At 63.6% G+C, this 19,948-nt stretch carries 19 protein-coding genes; 5 read left to right on the top strand and 14 right to left on the bottom strand.

What is annotated here, in order from left to right:
• Positions 1 to 17: 17 nt before the first annotated feature.
• The 8 genes from deoC to ACO06J_RS13310 form a co-directional block, all read right to left on the bottom strand.
• Complete coding sequence (gene deoC, locus ACO06J_RS13275; protein WP_421761196.1) at positions 18 to 1,043, bottom strand: deoxyribose-phosphate aldolase; 1,026 nt, start codon at positions 1,041 to 1,043, stop codon at positions 18 to 20.
• Entirely contained in the window at positions 1,040 to 1,834 is a 795-nt protein-coding gene (locus ACO06J_RS13280) for a purine-nucleoside phosphorylase (RefSeq protein ID WP_421761197.1), read from the bottom strand. The genes deoC and ACO06J_RS13280 overlap by 4 nt, the downstream gene beginning before the upstream one ends.
• Positions 1,835 to 2,082: 248 nt before the next feature.
• Positions 2,083 to 2,484, bottom strand: a complete 402-nt coding sequence (locus tag ACO06J_RS13285) for a cytidine deaminase (RefSeq protein WP_421761198.1) — start codon at positions 2,482 to 2,484, stop codon at positions 2,083 to 2,085.
• Position 2,485: 1 nt separating this feature from the next.
• Positions 2,486 to 3,457, bottom strand: coding sequence for an ABC transporter permease (locus tag ACO06J_RS13290; RefSeq protein WP_421761200.1), 972 nt, complete (start codon positions 3,455 to 3,457; stop codon positions 2,486 to 2,488).
• A complete protein-coding gene (locus ACO06J_RS13295) occupies positions 3,457 to 4,551 on the bottom strand; it encodes an ABC transporter permease (RefSeq protein WP_421761201.1) in 1,095 nt (364 codons plus the stop codon). Before ACO06J_RS13295 ends, ACO06J_RS13290 begins: the two co-directional genes overlap by 1 nt.
• Positions 4,548 to 6,158: an ABC transporter ATP-binding protein gene (locus tag ACO06J_RS13300; protein ID WP_421761202.1), complete on the bottom strand. Its 1,611-nt coding sequence runs from the start codon at positions 6,156 to 6,158 to the stop codon at positions 4,548 to 4,550. Before ACO06J_RS13300 ends, ACO06J_RS13295 begins: the two co-directional genes overlap by 4 nt.
• Before the next feature lie 21 nt (positions 6,159 to 6,179).
• Complete coding sequence (locus tag ACO06J_RS13305) at positions 6,180 to 7,184, bottom strand: BMP family lipoprotein (RefSeq protein ID WP_421761203.1); 1,005 nt, start codon at positions 7,182 to 7,184, stop codon at positions 6,180 to 6,182.
• Positions 7,185 to 7,330: 146 nt separating this feature from the next.
• Complete coding sequence (locus ACO06J_RS13310) at positions 7,331 to 7,804, bottom strand: CoxG family protein (RefSeq protein ID WP_421761204.1); 474 nt, start codon at positions 7,802 to 7,804, stop codon at positions 7,331 to 7,333.
• Between the two features lie 282 nt (positions 7,805 to 8,086).
• On the opposite strand from ACO06J_RS13310, the gene ACO06J_RS13315 reads away from it, so the two are divergent.
• Genes ACO06J_RS13315 through ACO06J_RS13325 form a run of 3 tightly spaced genes read left to right on the top strand, consistent with a single transcriptional unit; the run spans position 8,087 to position 11,867 of the window.
• On the top strand, positions 8,087 to 9,268 hold the full coding sequence (locus ACO06J_RS13315; RefSeq protein ID WP_421761205.1) for a cell surface protein: 1,182 nt from the start codon (positions 8,087 to 8,089) through the stop codon (positions 9,266 to 9,268).
• A gap of 18 nt (positions 9,269 to 9,286) precedes the next feature.
• Positions 9,287 to 10,255: a DUF6384 family protein gene (locus ACO06J_RS13320; protein ID WP_421761206.1), complete on the top strand. Its 969-nt coding sequence runs from the start codon at positions 9,287 to 9,289 to the stop codon at positions 10,253 to 10,255.
• Between the two features lie 37 nt (positions 10,256 to 10,292).
• The gene (locus ACO06J_RS13325; protein WP_421761207.1) at positions 10,293 to 11,867 is read left to right on the top strand and encodes a hypothetical protein; all 1,575 of its coding nucleotides are present in this window, start codon (positions 10,293 to 10,295) and stop codon (positions 11,865 to 11,867) included.
• A gap of 155 nt (positions 11,868 to 12,022) precedes the next feature.
• On the opposite strand, the gene ACO06J_RS13330 is transcribed toward ACO06J_RS13325, so the two are convergent.
• Positions 12,023 to 12,598: a lipoprotein gene (locus ACO06J_RS13330; protein WP_421761208.1), complete on the bottom strand. Its 576-nt coding sequence runs from the start codon at positions 12,596 to 12,598 to the stop codon at positions 12,023 to 12,025.
• Positions 12,599 to 12,709: 111 nt separating this feature from the next.
• The gene (locus ACO06J_RS13335) at positions 12,710 to 13,501 is read right to left on the bottom strand and encodes an alpha/beta hydrolase (protein WP_421761209.1); all 792 of its coding nucleotides are present in this window, start codon (positions 13,499 to 13,501) and stop codon (positions 12,710 to 12,712) included.
• A 160-nt stretch (positions 13,502 to 13,661) separates the two neighbouring features.
• Here ACO06J_RS13335 and ACO06J_RS13340 point away from each other — a divergent pair, with 160 nt between their 5' ends.
• Together ACO06J_RS13340 and ACO06J_RS13345 are read left to right on the top strand one after the other, a co-directional pair.
• A complete protein-coding gene (locus ACO06J_RS13340) occupies positions 13,662 to 14,117 on the top strand; it encodes a MarR family winged helix-turn-helix transcriptional regulator (protein ID WP_421761210.1) in 456 nt (151 codons plus the stop codon).
• Between the two features lie 40 nt (positions 14,118 to 14,157).
• A complete protein-coding gene (locus ACO06J_RS13345) occupies positions 14,158 to 14,763 on the top strand; it encodes a nucleotidyltransferase family protein (RefSeq protein WP_421761211.1) in 606 nt (201 codons plus the stop codon).
• 19 nt (positions 14,764 to 14,782) lie between these two features.
• Here the strand turns inward: ACO06J_RS13345 and ACO06J_RS13350 are convergent, their stop codons facing one another.
• The 4 genes from ACO06J_RS13350 to zwf form a co-directional block, all read right to left on the bottom strand.
• The gene (locus ACO06J_RS13350) at positions 14,783 to 15,700 is read right to left on the bottom strand and encodes a transporter (protein ID WP_421761212.1); all 918 of its coding nucleotides are present in this window, start codon (positions 15,698 to 15,700) and stop codon (positions 14,783 to 14,785) included.
• Between the two features lie 219 nt (positions 15,701 to 15,919).
• The gene (gene edd, locus ACO06J_RS13355) at positions 15,920 to 17,734 is read right to left on the bottom strand and encodes a phosphogluconate dehydratase (protein ID WP_421761213.1); all 1,815 of its coding nucleotides are present in this window, start codon (positions 17,732 to 17,734) and stop codon (positions 15,920 to 15,922) included.
• Positions 17,735 to 17,765: 31 nt separating this feature from the next.
• Positions 17,766 to 18,464 (bottom strand): 6-phosphogluconolactonase, encoded by a 699-nt coding sequence (pgl, locus tag ACO06J_RS13360; RefSeq protein ID WP_421761214.1) that lies wholly within the window; start codon positions 18,462 to 18,464, stop codon positions 17,766 to 17,768.
• Positions 18,461 to 19,942, bottom strand: coding sequence for a glucose-6-phosphate dehydrogenase (gene zwf / locus ACO06J_RS13365; RefSeq protein ID WP_421761215.1), 1,482 nt, complete (start codon positions 19,940 to 19,942; stop codon positions 18,461 to 18,463). Before zwf ends, pgl begins: the two co-directional genes overlap by 4 nt.
• Positions 19,943 to 19,948: the final 6 nt, after the last annotated feature.

A 19,948-nucleotide genomic window follows, 5' to 3' on the forward strand; every position in this document is an offset into this window, starting at 1 on the left:
GCGCCGGATGAGGGGTCTTACACCATCGGCATGCGGTAATCGGCGGCGTAGTGGCCGGTGAGGCCGTGTTCGAGCTGGCGTTCGATGTCGGTGAGGAGCGATGAGGCGCCGAAGCGGAAAAGGTGGGGCTGGAGCCAGTGGGTGCCCAGTTCCTCTTTCATCATCGCCATGTAATCGAGCGCGAGCTTGGCCGTGGCGATGCCGCCGGCGGGCTTGTAGCCGATTTCGATGCCGGTTTCCTCATGGAACCAGCGGATCATGCGGATCATGGCGAGCGAGGTGGGGAGGTTGGCATTGACCTTTTCCTTGCCGGTCGAGGTCTTGATGAAATCGGCGCCGGCCAGCATGCAGACGAGCGAGGCCTTGGCCACATTGGTGAGGGTGGCGAGTTCGCCGGTGCCGAGGATGGTCTTGATGTGGGCGTCGCCGCAGGCTTTGCGGAAGGACTTGATCTGGTCGTAGAGCGCCTGCCAGTCGCCGTTGAGTACCATCTGGCGCTCGATGACGATGTCGATCTCCTTGGCGCCATCGGCGACGGAGGATTCGATTTCCTTGAGCTTGGTCTCTACGGGCGCGAGGCCGTGCGGGAAAGCGGTGGAGACGGCGGCGACGGGGATATTGGTGCCGTCGAGCGCGGCGACGGCGGTCTTGACGAAGCTATGGTAGACGCAGACAGCGGCGGGCTGGATGTTGAGTTCGGCAACACCGAGGCCAGCGACGATGTCGCTGCGGAGCGGATGGCGGGCCTTGGCGCAGAGCCGCTCGACGCGGCCGGGGGTGTCGTCGGAATTGAGCGTCGTCAGGTCCATCAGCGTGATGGCCTTGAGCAGCCAGGCCGACTGCCACTCCTTTTTCACCGAGCGGCGGGCGGGGAGGGTGGTGGCGCGGCGCTCGAGCGCGGAACGGTTCATCACCGTGCGCTCGACCCATTCGAGATCGAGCGGGAAGCCGGGGTTGCGCCGGTGCGGGACGTGCGTCTCGAGTATTGGCGCTTGCGGCTTTTGCGGCGCCTTGGCGGGCGGATCGACCACTCTCAGGTTCATATTGCCTCCACCAGCGCAGGGATGAGTTTTCTCAGTTTTTCGGCGCCCTGCACTGCCATGATCTTGGTGTGCTCATGCGAAATCTGTTCGTCCGAGAGGCCGGCGCCCATGTTGGTGATCGACGAGCAGGCCCAGACCTTAAGGCCGAGCATGCGGGCGAGGATCACCTCGGGGACGGTGGACATGCCCACCGCATCGCCCCCCAGGCGGATGGCCATCTGGATTTCGGCCGGGGTCTCGAATGAGGGGCCAGAATACCAGATGTAGACCCCCTCCTTCAACGCAATGCCGAGCTGGCTCGCGATCTCGTGCGATTTGGCGCGGAGTTCAGCATCGTAAGCGCCGGTCATGTTGACAAAACGGCGGTCGGTTGGCTCGCCGATCAGCGGGTTGAGGCCGGAAAAGTTGATGTGGTCGCCGATCAGCATCAGCTCGCCCGGGCCATTGGCGCGATCGAGCGAGCCGGCGGAATTGGTGAGCAGGAGCGTCTTGGTGCCGAGCTCGGCGAGGGTTTCGAGCGCCGGGCGCATGGCGGCGGGGTTGCCGTGCTCATAGTAGTGCTGGCGGCCAGTGAGGATGGCGAGGCGCTTGCCGCCCATGGTGCCGATGAGCAGATCACGACCGTGGCCGGAGACGCCGCCCGAGGGAAAGCCCTTGAGCTCGGAAAACGGGATCGCGACCTTGTCCTTAAGGTCATCGCCAAGGGCGGAGAGGCCGGAGCCGAGGACAAGCGCGGCATCGAGGGTGACGTCGCCGACGATCTGGCGAATGGTTTTGGCGGCTTTGGTCATGTTCAGTCGCTCATCTTTCGCGGGCTCGCGCCCCTCACCCGTCTCGGCCTTCGGCCGATCCACCCGGCCCTTCGACCATAGGTCTCTCGGCCTTCTATACTCAAATCACGCCACTGGCGTGATTTGGCCTCCGGCACGCTGCGAAGTCCCCGACGGGGAGAGGAATAGCGTGCCCATCACCAGCGTCCCAGAATTTCTTCTCCCCGTCGGGGAGAAGGTGGCCCGAAGGGCCGGATGAGGGGTCTCTCTTACTTACCTAAAAACTCCGGGCCAAACGAGTGCGGAAGCAGTTGGGCGAGGGTTTGGTGGAGTGGGGCGCCGTCGATGCCATGGGAGATAATCACCACGTCCTGGTCGGCGAATTCGCGGAGGCGCTGGCGGCAGCCGCCGCAGGGGGTGACGGGCATGGCGCCGGGGCCCGTGGTGTAGACGCGCTTGATGCGCTTGCCGCCGCCGGCCAGCATGGCGGCAATGGCGGAGGGCTCAGCGCAGTTGCCGATGGGATAGGCGGCGTTTTCGACATTGCAGCCGACATAGACTTTGCCGTCATCGGCGAGGATGGCGGTGCCGACCTGGAACTTCGAATAGGGCGCGTAGGCCTTGGCACGGACGGCCTCGGCGGCGGCAAAGAGTTCAGCGTCGGTCACCATATCAGCGGTCCTTGGTGTATGGGATTCCGGCGGCCTTGGGGGCGACGGCGCGGCCGATGAAGCCGGCGAGAAGGATGATGGTCAAGAGGTATGGCAAGACCTGGATGGCCTGCACCGGGACCTGGCCGACAAAGGGCAGATCCTGGCCCTGCAGTCGGAACTGCAACGCATCGAGGAAGCCGAACATCAGGCAGACGCCGAGCGCCGGCCAGGGCTTCCACTTGGCAAAGATCAGCGCGGCAAGCGCGATATAGCCGCGGCCGGCCGACATGTTGTTGTTGAACCCGGCCGACTGCGCGATCGAGAGGTAGGCGCCGCCCACGCCGACGAGAACGGCAGTGATGATGAGGGCCGAATAGCGCATGCGGGCGACCGATATGCCTGCGGTGTCCAGCGCCTTGGGGTTTTCACCCACTGCACGCAGGCGGAGCCCGAAGCGGGTGCGGAACAGCACCCAGGCGGTGACCGGCACGGCAAGGAAGGCGAAATAGGTGATGATGTTGTGCCCCGAAATCAGCTCCCAGTAGATTTCGCCGATGATGGGGACGTCTTTCACCTGATCGGCGAAGGGCAGCGTGATGGGGCTGAAGCGCTGATCGCCCGACAGTTGCGGGGTGTAGCCGCCGCGGTGGAACCAGCTCTGGCCGAGGAATGTGGTAAGCCCGGCCGCGAGGAAGTTGAGCGCGACACCGGAGATGGTCTGGTTGCCTTTGAGGTTGATCGAGGCAATGCCGTGGATGGCTGAAAAACAGAGCGCCACGAGGACGCCGACGCCAAGGCCGATCCAGGCGGAGCCGAAGACGGCAGAAGCTGCGGCGGCGCCAAAGGCGGAGGCGAGGAGCTTGCCTTCGAGCCCGATGTCGACAATGCCGGCGCGCTCGGAATAAAGGCCGGCGAGGCAGGCGAGGATCACGGGCACGGCGAGGCGCACGGTGGAATCAAGGATCAGCGTGAGATCGACGAAGAGTTGCATCATCGGGCTCCCGCCGAGGGTCTGGGTGCGAAGAGCTTTTCAAGCGGGATACGCAGCATATCGCCCATGGCCCCGGTGAAGAGGATCACCAGGGCCTGGATGGTGACGATCATTTCCTTGGTGATGCCAGGCATAGAGAAAGCGAGTTCCTGGCCGCCCTGATAGAGCGCCCCGAACAGCAGCGCCGAAAGCGCGACCCCGACCGGATGGGCCTTGCCCATGAAGGCAACCGCGACACCCACAAAGCCAGCGCCATTGACGAAATTGAGGATCAGCCGACCCTGCACGCCACCGACATTATTGACCGCCACAAAGCTCGCCAGAGCGCCCGCCATGGCCATGACGATCATGATCATCTTCTCGTTGGAGATGCCGGCATAGTTGGCGGCGGTGGGGTTATGGCCGAGGGCCCGCAGCGCAAAGCCGAACTTGGTGCGCCAGACCAGCCAGTAGACGAAGACCAGCGCCAGGATGGCGATGATGAAGGTGATGTTGACCGGCGAGTGGTTGAAGAAGGGGATGAAATCCTTGAGGCCGGGCACGCGGCTCGCCACGATGATCGGGGCGCTCTCGTCATTGCCGACATTGGCGGGCTTAAGTACCCGGCTGATGAGATAGCTCATCATCGAGACGGCGATGAAGTTGAAGAGGATTGTGGTGATAACGATGTGGCTGCCGCGCTTGGCCTGGAGGTAGCCGGGGATAAAGCCCCAGACTGCGCCGAAGACCATGCCGACAACGATCATTGCCGGAACCACCAGTTGCCAAGGTTGTCCGTTGAGCGCCAGCGCGATCAGAATGACGCCAAGGCCCGCCACATAGGCCTGGCCTTCGGCGCCGATATTGAACAGGCCCGCATGGTAAGCGAGCGACACGGCGAGGCCGGCGAAAACGAAATCGGTGGTGTAGTAGAGCGTGTAGCCGAAGCCCGAGCCGTAGCCGAAGGCGCCGTAAAGCATGATGCCCACGGCATCGAGCGGGTTCTGGCCGACTGAGAGGACGATCAGCCCGCCGATGAGAAAGGCGAGCGTGACGTTGAGCAGCGGCAAGAGCGCGATATCGACCCAGCGGGGCAAGGGCACGCGGACACTCATGATTGCGGGTCTTTTGGTTGCGGGTCTTTTTTGGCCGGGCTGTCGCCGGCGTGAACGCCGGCCATGAGCAGGCCGAGTTCGCCTTCATCGGCGGTGGCTGGATCGGCTTCGCCAACGATGTGGCCGTCGAACAGGACGAGGATGCGATCGGAGAGCGAGCGGATTTCGTCGAGTTCGACCGAGACCAAGAGGATCGCCTTGCCGGCGTCGCGCATCTTGATGATCTGGTTGTGGATGAACTCGATGGCGCCGATATCGACGCCGCGGGTGGGCTGGCCGACGATCAGCACATCCGGGTTGCGCTCCATCTCACGCGCCAGAACGATCTTCTGCTGATTGCCGCCGGAAAAATTGGCGGTCTTGAGTTCGGTATTGGGTGGCCGGATATCGAACTTGGCGATGCGCTCTTTCGCTTCAGCCTTTGCCTTGGCGATATCGAGGCCGAGGCCATCGCCATAACTTTCCTGGTAGCCGAGGATGGAGTTTTCCCATTCGAGGAAATTGGTCACCAGCCCCATGCGGAGGCGATCCTCGGGCACGTGGGCGAGGCCGGCGGCGCGCGCGCGGGCAGCGCCGTCGTCGCCTTCGAGCGAGAGGGGATTGCCGTTGAGGCGGACGACACCCGACTGCTGGTCGCGCATGCCGGAAATGGATTCGAGCAGTTCGGACTGGCCGTTGCCGGCGACCCCGGCGATGCCGACAATCTCGCCGGCGCGCACATTGAAGCTCACTCCCTTGACGCGCGGGATCTTGAAATCGTCGGTGACGACGAGGTTTTCGACCTCGAGCATCACCTTGCCCGGATTGGCAGGGCCCTTTTCGACGCGCAGCAGCACGCGGCGGCCAACCATCAACTCGGCGAGTTCACCCGGCGAAGTATCGGCGGTGACAAGCGTTTTCACCATGGCGCCTTGGCGCATCACCGACACTTCGTCGGTGATGGCCATGATCTCGCGCAGCTTGTGCGTGATCAGGATGATGGTCTTGCCCTCATCACGCAGGGTGCGAAGGATGCGGAACAGGTGATCGGCCTCAGCTGGGGTCAGCACGCCGGTGGGCTCATCGAGAATAAGCACTTCAGCGCCGCGATAGAGCGCCTTGAGGATTTCCACGCGCTGCTGCTGGCCGACCGAGAGATCCTCAACGATGGCGTCGGGATCGACCTCGAGGCCGTAATCGGTGGCGATGCGCTTGAGCTGCACGCGGGCCTTGGCGAGCGTTGGCGCGAGCAGCGCGGAATCCTCGGCGCCGAGCACGACATTTTCGATGACGGAGAAATTATCGACCAGCATGAAGTGCTGGTGCACCATGCCGATGCCGAGCTTGAGGGCGTGGCGGCTGTCGGTGATGGCGTGGGGGACGCCGTTGACGCGGATTTCGCCCGAGTCGGCGGTGTAAAAGCCATAGAGGATCGACATCAGGGTCGATTTGCCGGCGCCGTTTTCACCAACGATGCCATGCACGGTGCCTGGCCGGACGGTCAGGTGAATGTCGCGGTTGGCGTGCACCGGGCCGAAATGCTTATTGATACCAACGAGCTCAATGGCCGGGGGACGTGCAGCGGCTGTTTCCAGCCGCCGCGCAGAGGTTTGGGCAGAGTTTGCCATAAAGGCTGTGCCTGCCAGAGATCAGGACGGGCAGGTCTTGTCGGCCATGAAGTCGTGAACGACGATTTCGCCCGACTTGATCTTGGCGGTGGCAGCCTCGACAGCAGCCTTCATTTCCGGCGTGATCAGCTTGGCATTGTTGTCGTCGAACGCAGCGCCAACGCCTTCTTCGGCGAGGCCGAGGACGACGGTGCCGGGCGTGAACTTGCCGTTCTTTTCATCCATGAAGGCATTGTAGGTGGCGACGTCGACGCGCTTCATCATCGAGGTCAGCACGTTGCCGGGGTGGAGGTAGTTCTGGTTGCTGTCGACACCGATGCCGAGCTTGCCAGCGTCGGCAGCGGCCTGAAGCACGCCTGCACCGGCGCCGCCGGCCACCTGGAACACTACGTCCACGCCCTGGTCGAGCTGCGACTTGGTAACTTCAGCAGCCTTGCCCGGATCGGAGAAGGCTTCAAAGCCGGCGCCGACATAGGTTTCCAGCACTTCGATCGCCGGATTGACCGACTTGGCGCCTTCCTTGTAGCCGCAAACGAAACGCTCGAGCAGCTCAAAGTTGAACGCGGGGACAACACCGATCTTGCCGGACTTCGATGCCATGGCAGCGAGGATACCGACGAGGTACGAGCCTTCCTGCTCCTTGAAGACCACCGAGCGCACGTTCGGCAGATCGACGACGGAGTCGATGATGACGAAGTGGGTCTCGGGGAATTCAGCAGCGACCGTGGTCAGCGCAGTGGCCCAGGAGAAGCCGGGAACGAGGATCGGCGAGAAGCCCTTGGAGGCAAACTGGCGGATCGCCTGCTCGCGCTGCGCGTCGCCGGTGATTTCGAGGTCGGAATAGGTACCGCCGCTCTCGGCCTTGTACTTTTCGGCGCCGTTATAGGCGCTTTCGTTGAAGGATTTGTCGAACTTGCCGCCGCCGTCATAGATCAGTGCGGGGTCGGCAAGGGCAGCGCCGGCGACCAGAACGGTCATGGCGACGCCGGTGGCGAGTGCACCGAGGTGGCGCGAGAAAGAGGTCATGGATCAGTCTCCCTGGTTCGCGCGCGGCAACGGCCATTGGCCGCCTGACAGACCGCCCGCGTTGGGAGGAATACAATCTTGCAAAGTCCCGCTCTGCAAGAGGGAAAGCAGCGGATTTTTGACCAAACGGGAAAAATTCTGCGGTGTCAGCGGGGCAGTGCCACAAGGGTGACGCCCATGGCTTCGGCGAAGCGCTCGAAAAAGCCGTCGATGACTTTCTGCGCCGAATTGCCGATCAGCGCCTTGCCCAGCTTCATGATGCCGCCGTCGGCGCCGCCCTGGGCGGTGAACAGCAGTTCAGTGCCCATGAGTTCGGCCTCAGGGGAATCGGTGAGGACGATATCGGCGGCGGCCTCGGCTTTGCCAAGCAGCCCTCCCCGCCCACGGCCGGCAAGGGTGTAGCTTTGGGCAGGCACGACATTGCGCAGCTCGAGGTCGCCGGTGAAGGTGGGCTGCATGATGCCGAAATTGACCTTGATCTCGCATTCGAGGGTGCCCACGCCCGTCCAGTCGAGGCGCGAGCAGCCGGGAATGGCGGCCTTGAGGGTATTGGCATCGTTGAGCGCGGCCCAGACAGCGTCACGGGGGGCCGAAAAGCGGTATCTGCCGCCGAATTCCATGCTGGGCTCCTTGAGCGCACCGGGCCGAAGCAGCTGGCCGCGGCGCAAGGTAGTGCTCGTCGGGCGGTGGCACAACCGCATTGGGGTGTGCCACGAGTTGGGCCTCGGGTTGTGCCTTGCGGGCAACTTACGCCGCAAACTTGGCGCAACGCTCTTTTCGTGAGGCTTTTTCGCACCATATCGCGCAAAATAGCGGACCTGACTGTCGCAAAGAATTGTCAGGCTCGGTGCACACGAGGAATCATGTCACCCGTCGGTGACCGGTAAAGGGATAGACGTCTGATGGCCACTGAAGTGATGGAAAAGCCGCTGCAATATCTCGACAAGGCGATGGGCGCGATCAAGCAGCTCGGCATCTGGCCCGAGCAGTCAGGCGAGCAGCCGATCACGGGGTTGCTCAACGAGATCACCGGGCTCGACGAGACCAAGGTGATCCTGATCGGCCGCACGCTGACGCAGGCGAGTGCGTTCAACGAAGTGGTGCGCAGCCAGGTCGCTGCGATGAGCATCGGCGAGCGCTACAACACCATCACCGAAGCCTTCAACTCCATCCGCGACGACGCCAAGGGGCTGGTGGACCAGCTCGATGATGGCAAGCTCGACATGATGGAACGCGTTTCAAACGTCTGGATGAAGGTCAGCCGTGGCGACATTGCCCAGCGCTTCGACAAGATCCGCGGCACCTATCTCGAGGTCTCCAAGGAGACCAAGAACCAGGTCGACCGCGAGCATGTCATCCTCGAGGCCTATCGCGATTTCCGTGGCGCGCTGAAGCAGTCCGAGGTGATGGCGCTGGAGCTCTTGGAGATTGCGACCAAGAAGCTCGATGAGAAGAAGACGACACTCACGGGCGCCAGCGACGCGCTGACGGCGTTCAAGGACGGGACGCCCGCTGACCGTGCCAAGCTTGAAATGGACCGTGACGAGAAGCTGCGCGACCTGCAAAACGAAGAGCGCCGCTACCAGATCACCAAGGACTTGAGCGACAACCTGACGATCTCCTACTCCACATCGGAAGTGGTGATGGCGCGGCTGATGCAGACGACGCAGGCCAAGGAGCGCGTGTACCAGCAGGCGATCTCGTTCTTTTCCACCAACGAAACGGTGTTCACCGCGCTGTCGGCCTCGTTCACCGGGCTGTTCGGGCTACATGAATCGACCGAGACGCTGAACGCCATGAAGGAAGGCGTATCGAAGAGCCTCGAGACGCTGAGCGAAATCGGCGACCGGGTTGGTGAGGCGGCGGTGAAGGCCGGGTACGGCCCGACGATCCGCGCCGACGCAGTCAAGAAGCTGGTCGACTCGGTGGTGTCGTTTCAGGAGAAATCGCGCACCATCATCAACGAGATGCGCGATGCCTCGACCAAGAATTCGGCTGAAATCCGCGATGCGGTCGAGGACGGCAAGCGCCGCCTCGCCCAACTCGCAGCCGATGGCAATGCCCTGTTGCTCGAAACCAAATAGGGCTGATCCGGAGACAGCTTGAGCTCGCCCGACATGAGCACGACGATGAGCACGGGTGCGGCGCCGACCGATGCGGCCCCACTCGATGAAGTGATGCTGGCAATGGACGTGGTGGATACACTGCGCCACCGGCAGGATCTGGTCGAGCGCGAGCTGGATGAGACAACGCGCAACAAGCAACTGATCGACAAGCTGCGCGACATCTACCACCAGCAGGGCATTGAGGTGACGGATGCGGTGCTGCAGGAGGGCGTGAATGCGCTGGCTGAGAGCCGGTTTGCCTACACGCCGCCCAAGCCCGGCCTCGGCGTGACCCTGGCGCGACTTTATGTGGGGCGGAAGAAATGGGGACCGCTCGCGCTGGCCATCGCGGTGGTTCTGGTTGTGGGGCTGGGCGGCTACTTCCTCGCCTGGCAGCCGTTCCAGCAAGCGCAGGTCGAAGGCGCGCGGGTCGAGCTTTCGGAAAAGATCCCTGCCGAAATGGATGCGCTCTACCAGAGCATTTACACCGATACCAAAGTGCAGCAGGCGGTGACCGATGCGGAGGCGATCCGCACCCGCGGCAAGGCACGTGCGGCGGAGGGCGACCGGCCCGGGGCCGAAAAGGCGGTGGCGGAGCTGACGGCGCTGCGCGACGAACTGCGGCAGGAATATTCGGTGACGATCGTCAACCGGGAGGGGGTCAAGACCGGATTCTGGACCTTCCCCGAGGTGAACACGGCGGCGACCAACTATTATGTCGTGGTGGAAGCGATCGGCACCGACGGCAAGGCACTAACGCTGCCGATCACCAACGAGGAAAACTCGGTGACCGAGAACGTTTCGATCTGGGGCGTACGCGTACCTGAATCGGTTTACCGCTCGGTGGAAGCGGACAAGCGCGACGACGGGATCGTGCAGCACAAGGTGCTGGGCGTGAAGGAATACGGGTTCCTCGATGTGGATTGGGTGATGCCAGTGCTGGGCGGGGCGGTGACCAAGTGGTGAACCATCGCCTGACTCAGGCCCGTTTGCAGGTGCTGGCATGACCCTAAGTGGCCCTGACGCCCTGCGTTCGCTCGATGAAGCCCTGCGCGACATCCGTCGCGAAGAGGACGAGATCGCAAAGCGCCTCGCGCGCAGCGCCGAACTCGTCACCAAGTTCAAGGAAACCGAAAGCGAGCTGTTCAGGCAGTTGGCGCAGGTGCGGCTCGACCCGGCGACACAGAAGGACCTTTCAACCCAGCTGACGCAGGCCGAGCTGAAGGCGCGGCAGATGCTGGCTCAGCATGGCAGCGACCTGAGCGCGGCCGAAAACCAGCTCAAGGCGCTTGACGGCAAGATTGCCGCGCTGGGCACGGAACGGGCGGAACAGGTGGCAGCTGCAGGCAAGGCGCAGGTGGAGTTGCGAGCGCTGGCCGATAAGGTGTCCAGCACGATCAGCACCTCGCCTGACTACATGTCGAAGAAGCAGGCGGCCGACGCCCTCGCGTCAGTGGCCGGCGAAAGCCTCAGCAAGACGCAGCAGGCGGAGACCGACCGCGACCAGAAGGGGCGCCCTTACCGGGATGATCCGCTGTTCATGTACCTGTGGGAGCGCGGTTACGGCACCAAGAACTATCGCGAAAACAACCTGATCAGCTATCTCGACAGTCTCATCGCGCGGATGGTGGGGTTTCCCGAGGCGCGGGTGAATTTCGCCATGCTCAACGAAATCCCGATGCGGTTGCGGGAGCATGCCGAGCGTCAGCAGCAGATTGCACAGACGGCGGCGGACGAGTTGCGCGCGGCCGAGACGGCTGCACTCGATGCGGCCGGCGGCAAGCCGGTGCGGCTGGCGATGGAAAAGGCCGAGGCGCGCGTTGCGGAAATCGACGCCGAGACGGTAAAGCTCGAAGACCAGCGCGATACGCTGGCGCGCCAGCAGCGGCAGCTGGCGCAGGGTTCGAGCCCGGAATTCGCGTCGGCCATCAATGGCCTTGCCGAGGTGCTGGGCCGGGAAGACATCAAGACGCTACTGGCCGAGGCACGGGCGACGCAGACCGGCCAGGACGACACGATTGTGCAGCAGATCGACGATCAGCGGCAGCGGGCAGCCGAGGAAGACGCCGATTCCCGCGATCAGAAGGCGCGGCTGAAGACCCTGGCAGCGCGGCGGCGCGAACTGGAAGATATCCAGTACGAGTTCAAGAAACAGGGTTTTGACAACCCGCGGTCGAGCTTTGGTGAAGACAAGCTGGTGGGCACGCTGCTCAACGATTTCTTGCGCGGGGGCATCACGGCGGCCGACTATTGGCTGCGCTGGCGGCAGAGCCAGAACTGGAGCAGCGGCGGCGGCGTGAGCCAAGGCGGGCCAACCCAGGGCGGACCGTGGGGCGGCAATGCCGGAAATGGCGGCCGCAACCAGGGCGGCTTCAGCTGGCCGGATTCAAGTTTTGGTGGTGGCAGTTCGGGCGGCAATTCCGGTGGCTTTGGCGGCAGTTGGGGGAAGCTTCCCGGGGCCGGTGGTGGTGGTGGGTTCGGCGGTGGCAATGCCGGCGGTGGCGGATTCTCACGGCCCCGCAGCGGCTCAAGCGGCAACCGCACCAGCGGCGGTTTCAAGACTGGCGGCGGGTTTTAGGGAACTCACTTCCGCGGCTTCCTGTCGCTCTTCGCTTTGCTTCTAGCGCGCATCGCCATGGCGATGCGGACCCTCATCCGCCCTTCGGGCACCTTGTCCCTCAAGGGGAGAAGGGAACTGCGACATCGGTGCCTATCCTTGACGACTTCGAGACCCTAGCCCGAGTGGCCCGCGCAACTTGGGATGTCCTTTGCCGGGGCGGTGGCGAGGAGGGTTTTGAGAGGCTGGTTGCTGATCAGGGGCGCGAGGTTGGGGGTGCCGGGAAGGGCGACGAGGACGGAGACCGTGACTTTGGCCGGATCGATCTGGGCGGTGCGGCAGAAGTCGGGGGAGAGCGAGAGGGTGACCGTGTTTGCGCCGGGTGGCAGGGTTTTGGCCCAGGCCTGGGCTTCGCGGATGGCCGCCTTGTCGGCGGGGGAAAAGCCAAAGAGGTAATAGTTCCGGCCGTCCGCAGGCGGTTGCAGGGTGCCAGCGAGATCGCCGGGGTCGGTTTCGGCGAGCATGGCCCTGATGTGGCGTTCGCCGCTTGACGGCGTGGCGATATCGAAGTTCAGGGCCGAGGCATTGGGGATGGGCTCAAGGCTCAAAGGCACATCGAACGCCACCAAGAGGCTTGCAAGATCATCGTTGAGATAGTCGAGGGCGCGGAGGCGGGCGACGGTGCCGATGGGGATAGATGAACAGGCGGCAAGCGTCAGAACCGCGAGCAAGGCGATGATGGTCTTGCGCATAATGTCCCCGGGGAACGGCAGGAATCGGCGTCCCACAATGGGTAGCGGATTCCATGGCGTTCGGAAATGTCGACGGGGCAGCGACCAGCGCCGCCCCGAACGTCCGCAGGGTCAGCCGATGGCCTGCTTTGCCCAATCGAGGGCGTAGTTGGCGACCTCTTCCCAGCCCTTTTCGCCAGCGAGGAAATGCGAGCGGTTGGGGAATTCAATGAAGTCGGTGCGTGACGGCGACTGCTTCTGGATGTTGTAGCTGGCCTTGGAGAGATATGGCGTGACGGTGCGATCGAACTGGGCGGCGGTGATCAGCAACGGTTGCTTCCGTGCCTTGGGCTTGGTCCAGGTGCCGATCATCCCAGCGGCCTGATAGAAAATGCGGCCCGAAGTGGGAACCACATAGGCATCGTAAAGTGCGTCAAGTTCCGCCGCAGGAACGGTGTTGGCGAAGTTCTTCGCAAAGCCCGCGCGATCAAGCAGGTAGGTGTTGCTCCAGCCGGCCAGCAGCGGCGGGATGGCGGCGAGCAGCGATTGCGGGCCGGGCAAGGCACCAGCGATGGGGCCGGGATCGAGGGCAATGCCGGCGGCGCCATAGCCGCGATCGAGCAACAGCTGGGTGATGAGGCCGCCCATGGAGTGGCCGACGATCAGCGGCTGTTCGCCGAGGCCATCGATGATCTTGGCGTAGTGATCGACGAGCTGGCCGAAGGTGAGCGAGCCGAGGCGCTTGTCGACGTTGCGGCGGAGATCAGCCGGGTTGCCATCGAGATAGGGCCAGGCGGGGGCGAGGGTCTTGTAGCCGGCGGCTTCGAAGGCCGAGCGGAACTTGTCCCAAGAGGAGGTGTGCATCCAGGCGCCGGTGATGAACAGAACGGTCCTGGTAGGGGCGGAATCAGAGGATGTGGTCATTTCAATCTCCCGTTTGAAAGTGTGTGTCGCTCACTGCGATGACATTTAGATCGCACGCGATTGAATTATCCGGAAGGCACGAAACTGCATGGCTGGCATGCATAGGTCGCTTGCGATTTAATCGCATACGCCTTATATAGAGGCCTGAAAGGAGATGACTATGGACGACAAGGAGATCGCGGAGCAACTGCGGCTGGACCACCTGATCTGCTTTGCGGCGTATTCCGCCTCGCATGCGTTCAGCCGGTTCTATCGGCCAACGCTCGACCGGCTGGGGCTGACCTACCCCCAATTCGTGGTGATGATGGTGCTGTGGGAAAGCCAGAAGACCACGATGAAGGCGCTGAGCGACGAAGTGCTGCTCGAATCCAACACGCTGACGCCACTGCTGAAGAAGCTGGAAGCTGCTGGCCTTGTGCGGCGGACGCGCAATAGCGAGGACGAGCGGGTGCTGGATGTGGAAGTGACCGACAAGGGCATGGCGCTGAAGGTGGATGCCAAGGTGATGGCACTGGAACTGGCCAAGGCCTCGGGCGAGACGCTCGAGGGGGTGCTGGAGCTGCAGCAGCGGCTGGTGAGGATGCGGCGGAGTATCGAGACGGCGACCGCCACCTAGCGCCACCCACGCCGCACAAGAATCGCCTAACATCGATGGCATGCAGGACCACCTCCGATATTCGGGATTGCCGGATGCTCAGCAGCGCGAGGTGCTGGCGGCGATGGTGCGTGATGAGCCGGTGCTGATGGAGGTGCTGAAGGGCATTCGGGCGGAGGTCCTGCCCGAGGGGATGCTGGTGGCGGGAGCGCTTTACCACATGGCGTGGAACCGGCTGGCGGGGCGGCCTGGGCTTGTGACCGTCAATGACCTAGACGTGTTCTTTTTCGACGACGCGGACCTGAGCTACGAAGCCGAGGACGTGGCGATCCAGCGGCTCGCGGCACGCTTTGCGCATCTGCCGATCCCGGTGCAGGTGCGCAACCAGGCGCGGGTGCATTTGTGGTTTGAGGGCAAGTTCGGCGCGCCGTTTACCCCGTTGCAGTCGGCAGAAGAGATGCTGGGGCGCTATGCGGCGCGCGCCTATGCAGTTGGGGCCCGGCTGGAACCGGACGACCAGATCACGATCATGGCGCCCTTCGGGCTCGATGACCTGTTTTCGTTCCGCGTGGTGCCCAACCATGCGCTCGAAAACCGCCCGCTCCATGAGAAAAAGGGCGTACAGTTGAAGGCCACCTGGCCTCAGTTGCGGGTGGAGCCGTGGTAGTGGCCGAGGCCTCTTGTGATCAGAACAGAAACGCCGTGGCGATCTCAAGAGCGCGGACCGACCCATCCTGTGCGCTTGAATACACCGACTCGCGGTAGCTGATGCGCACGGCATAGGACGGGCTCAGCACAAGGCCAAGGGTGGCACCAAGCGACAGGTTTTCGCGCGCATCCCCCTGAGCAACCCCATCGGCTGAGGTCTCCCCACCGGTTTCATAGTACCCATCGAGCGCAGCCCAGACGCTGTTGCCGAAGTTGCGGGTAATGTGCCCCTCGACCCCGAAGATCGGATCCTTGCTGGCGACGTCGGCGCCGCCGAACGGATCGTCGTTGTCGCTGAACACGACCGCGAAGGGCCTGACTTCGAAGGTCATCAGGTTGGGATCGATCATCGACTCGCCCAGCGCGTAACTCATCGGCAGGCTGGCCTCGAGCGTCCAGCGGTTTTGTCCGAGGTTCAGCAGCCGGCTTGAGTCATAGTCACCTGTTGGCGCGAACAGCCTGGCGGCGACGCTGGCCTGGAAACCGGGCTTGTACTGGACATACTCCATGACGGACATCGAGGGCGCGCCCACAAGGCCCCAGACGCCGCCTATGAACATGTCGCCCTGAGCGAAGTCGGTATCGACATCGATGGTGCCGGCCGAGGTGCTATAGAAGGCGCTGCCGAGCGGCAGGCCGATCAGGATGGTGCCGGCGTTGCCCATGAGGTTGAAGGTATGGCGATAAGACGGCGTTACGACACCCACGCCGAGGTCACTGGTCTCGTCGCCACCGCCGAAGTTGACGGTTTCGGTGGCGCCCAAGAGCGTCGTCGTGAGGCTGAGGTCGCTCGCGCCCTCGGGACGCAAATGATAGGCGCGCGCGCCATCGAAGGACAGCGCGCCACTGATCATTGCAAGCGATGCACTCGCCGCCAGAGCTATTCGAACAAGCATGGTTCCCTCCCGTTGACCGCCGGCGACGCAACCGCGCCGCGTGACCACCCCTCGGTGCGGAGAGTGCATGCGCATTAAAGTAAGGAAAAGAACTTTTTGGGCGGAGGGCAACGCACCGGTTGATAAGTGGCAAGGTATCCACAGCGGATTGGTGCGGGCGGGCTAGGGCCATGCCCCTCGCCCTATGGGGCGAAGGGTAGATTTGGTGGTGTCGGCCGCTCAGCCGAAAACGCTCGCGCCATTCTCCGCTGCGCCGACGAGGGCGCGGAAGCCGGCGAAGAGTTCGCGGCCCATGCCAAAGTGCTCGCGGCGGAGATCCTCGGTGGCGGGGGTACGGGAGAGGAACTCTTTTTCGTCGCCGATGAACTGGATGGTGCCGGCCTCGGCGTCGAGGCGGATGAGGTCGCCGTCGCGGATCTTGGCGATGGCGCCGCCGTCAGAGGCTTCCGGCGTCATGTGGATGGCGGCCGGGATCTTGCCCGAGGCGCCGGACATGCGGCCATCGGTGACGAGCGCGACCTTGTGGCCGCGATCCTGGAGGATGCCGAGGGCCGGGGTGAGCTTGTGGAGCTCGGGCATGCCGACCGATTTCGGACCCTGGAAGCGGACGACGGCGACGACATCGCCGGTGATCTCGCCGGCCTTGAAGGCGGCGAGCATGCCGTCCTGGGTGTGAAACACGCGGGCCCTGGCTTCGACCACCCGGTTCTCGGGCTTAACCGCCGAGATCTTGATGACCGACTTGCCGAGATTGCCGCTCAAAAGCTTGAGACCACCGTTCTGGGCGAAGGCGGCGGAGGCTGGAGCGAGCACCTTGGGATTGCCGGACAGGGCGGGCGAGGCTTCGAAGGCGAGCTTTTCGTCGAGGAGCCTGGCTTCGACGGCATAACCCGAGAGCCCGGCGCCCCAGACGGTCTTGACGTCTTCATGGAGGTAGCCGGCGTCGAGCAGTTCGCGGATGAGGAACCCCATGCCACCCGCAGCGTGGAAGTGGTTCACGTCGGCGATGCCGTTGGGATAGACGCGGGCGAGCAGCGGCACGGCGGAGGAAAGCTCCGACATATCTTCCCAGGTGATCTTCAGCCCGGCAGCGGCCGCGATGGCGACGAGGTGCATGGTGTGGTTGGTGGAGCCGCCGGTGGCGAGAAGGCCAACCATGCCGTTGACGATGGACTTGGCATCAACGATGTGGCCGATGGGGGTGTAGTCGTTGCCTTCAGCGGTGAGCGAGAGCGCGCGTTTGGTCGCCTCGCGGGTCAGCGCATCGCGGAGCGGGGTGTTGGGGTTGACGAAGCTCGCGCCCGGGAGGTGCAGCCCCATGATCTCCATCAGCATCTGATTGGAGTTGGCGGTGCCGTAAAAGGTGCAGGTGCCGGGCGAGTGGTAGGACTTGGCCTCGGACTCGAGGAGTTCCGCACGGCCGACCTTGCCCTCGGCATAGAGCTGGCGGACCTTGGCCTTTTCGTCGTTGGAAATGCCGGTCGGCATGGGGCCGGCGGGCACGAAGACGCCGGGGAGGTGGCCAAAGCTCAGGGCGCCGATCAAGAGGCCGGGGACGATCTTGTCGCAGATGCCGAGGTAGACGGCAGCATCGAACATGTTGTGGCTGAGCGCGATGGCGGTCGACATGGCAATGACGTCGCGAGAAAACAGCGACAGGTCCATGCCGGGCTGGCCCTGGGTGACGCCGTCGCACATGGCAGGCACGCCGCCGGCGACCTGGGCGGTGTGGCCGATCGAACGGGCCGCGTCCTTGATGATATCGGGATAGAACTGGTAGGGCTGATGGGCGCTCAGCATGTCATTGTAGGAGGTGACGATGCCGAGGTTCAGAGCCTTGGAGCCCGCAAGCTTCGCCTTGTCGGAGGGCGAGCAGGCGGCAAAGCCGTGGGCGAGATTGCCACAGGCGAGCGCTGCGCGGTGGACGCCGTGGCTACGAGCGGCCTCGATACGATCGAGGTAATCGGAACGCGTACCAGCGCTCCGGGCCGCAATGCGGTCGGTCACATCCTGGACTGTCTTGACGACGGACATCTCGGAACTCCTTGGGGGCAGCCCGTAGTGGTTACGGGCTCCAGAAGATGGTCAGTGGTGTTCGGCTTTGACGCAGCACTGCGCGGATCGGCATGTCCTCGACCGGACCTTCCGCTGCCGCCAGTTCCAGCGTTTTCAGCTTTTCCTCCCCCTCGATATGCAGATAGAGCCCTTTGGCGTCCAGCAGACGATCAAGGACAAAGGTCACGCGGGGCTCCCCTGCCCCCGGTGCCCGTATTGCCAGGGCCGGCCCCTCACCGGTCAAGGCTTCAGTCAAGGTGTCGCCGCCCGGAAAGAACGAGGCGGTGTGCCCGTCATTGCCCATGCCGAGAATGACGACATCGAAGGGCCGGGGCAGCGCGTTGAGCGCGATATTGGTGCGGGCGATGGCCGGCGCGGTCGGCTCGTCGCCGCCCGAGTAGAGCGGCACGAAATGGGCTGACGCCGCCGGGCCTTGCAGCAGCTTTTCGTTGACGAGGCCGGCATTGGAGCGATCGGCGGTCTCGGGCACCCAGCGCTCATCGACGAGGGTGACGATGACGTTGTCCCAGTCGATATCCTTGCGGCGGCTCAGGACGGCAAAGAAGCGTGCCGGGGTCGAGCCGCCTGACACGGCGAGCACGGCTTTGCCGCGGGCGGCGATGCCGTCATTGAGGTGTTCGGCAACGGCGCCGGCCAACGCGAGCGCCAGGTCTTCCTTGGTGCCAAAGCTGCGCCGGGTTGGGGTCAATTCCCATCCTCATGCCAGGTGCGGCCGTCACGCTCGATGAGCGCGATGGCGGCGGTGGGGCCCCAGGTGCCGGACATATATTGCTGCGGCGCATCGGGAGACGCATTCCAGGCGTCGCGGATCGGATCGATCCATGTCCATGCAGCCTCGAGTTCGTCGCGGCGCATGAACAGGGTCTGCTGGCCGCGCACCACGTCGAGCAGCAGGCGCTCATAGGCTTCGGGCGTGCGCTCGGCGAAGGCCTCGGCAAAGCTGAGGTTCAGCGGGACTTCGCGCAGGCGCATGCCGCCCGGGCCCGGATCCTTGATCATGAGGAAGAGCTTGACGCCTTCATCGGGCTGAATGCGGATCACCAGCGTGTTGGCGCGCGGGGCGCCTTCGGCGTGATCGAAGATCGAGTGCGGGATGTGGCGGAACTGGATGACGATTTCGGACGCGCGGCTCGGGAGGCGCTTGCCGGTGCGGATGTAGAACGGCACGCCCGACCAGCGCCAGTTCTCGATTTCTGCCTTCAGCGCCACGAAGGTCTCGGTGTGGGAGCCCTTCTTTTCGGCGGGCAGCTCATCCTGGTAGCTGGCGACGGCGGCGCCATCGACGCTACCGGCGCGATACTGGCCGCGCACGGTGGCGCGGGCGACATCGGCGCCGGTGACCGGCTTTAGCGACCGCAGCACCTTCAGCTTTTCGTCGCGGAGCGCGTTGGCATCGTCGGAGGCCGGGGGCTCCATGGCGACGAGGCAGAGCAGCTGGATGATGTGGTTCTGCACCATGTCACGCAGCGCGCCGGACTCGTCGTAATAGCCGCGGGTGCCGGCGCCGACGGACTCGGCGACGGTGATCTGCACGTGGTCGATATGGGCCGAGTTCCAGATGGGCTCGAACAGGATATTGGCAAAGCGCAGCGCCAGAAGGTTCTGCACCGTCTCTTTGCCGAGGTAGTGATCGATACGGTAGACCTGATCTTCCTTGAAGATCTTGGACACGGCGTCGTTGATGGCCATGGACGAGGCGAGGTCGTGGCCGAGCGGCTTTTCAATGACGACGCGAGCGTCGCGGCGATAGTACTTCTTTTTCTGGATATATTCGCAGGTCGGCCCGAACAGGTCCGGTGCGATGGCGAGGTAGAAGGCACGAATGATCTTGGGATCGTCGCGGAGCTTCTTGCTCAGATCGCCCCAGTTCGCCTCGTTGGTGACGTCGTTGGCGACATAGGAAAAGCAGCCGATGAAGCGGTCGATGGTAGCAGCGTCGCGATATTCGGGCTCGACGAACTGTTCGATCGAATCGCGTGCGGCCTTCTGGAACTCGGCGTCAGTGAGCTTGGTGCGCGAGACGCCAATGATGCGCGACTGTTCATCGAACTGGGCATCCTTGAAGCGATGGTAGAGCGCCGGGATGAGCTTGCGGCGGGTAAGGTCGCCAGTCGCGCCGAACACCACGTAGTCAAAGGGCTGGACGGGAATGATGCGGCTGGACACGCTGGG

This window comes from Devosia sp., from assembly GCF_965229025.1.
Taxonomy (GTDB): Bacteria; Pseudomonadota; Alphaproteobacteria; order Rhizobiales; family Devosiaceae; genus Devosia_A.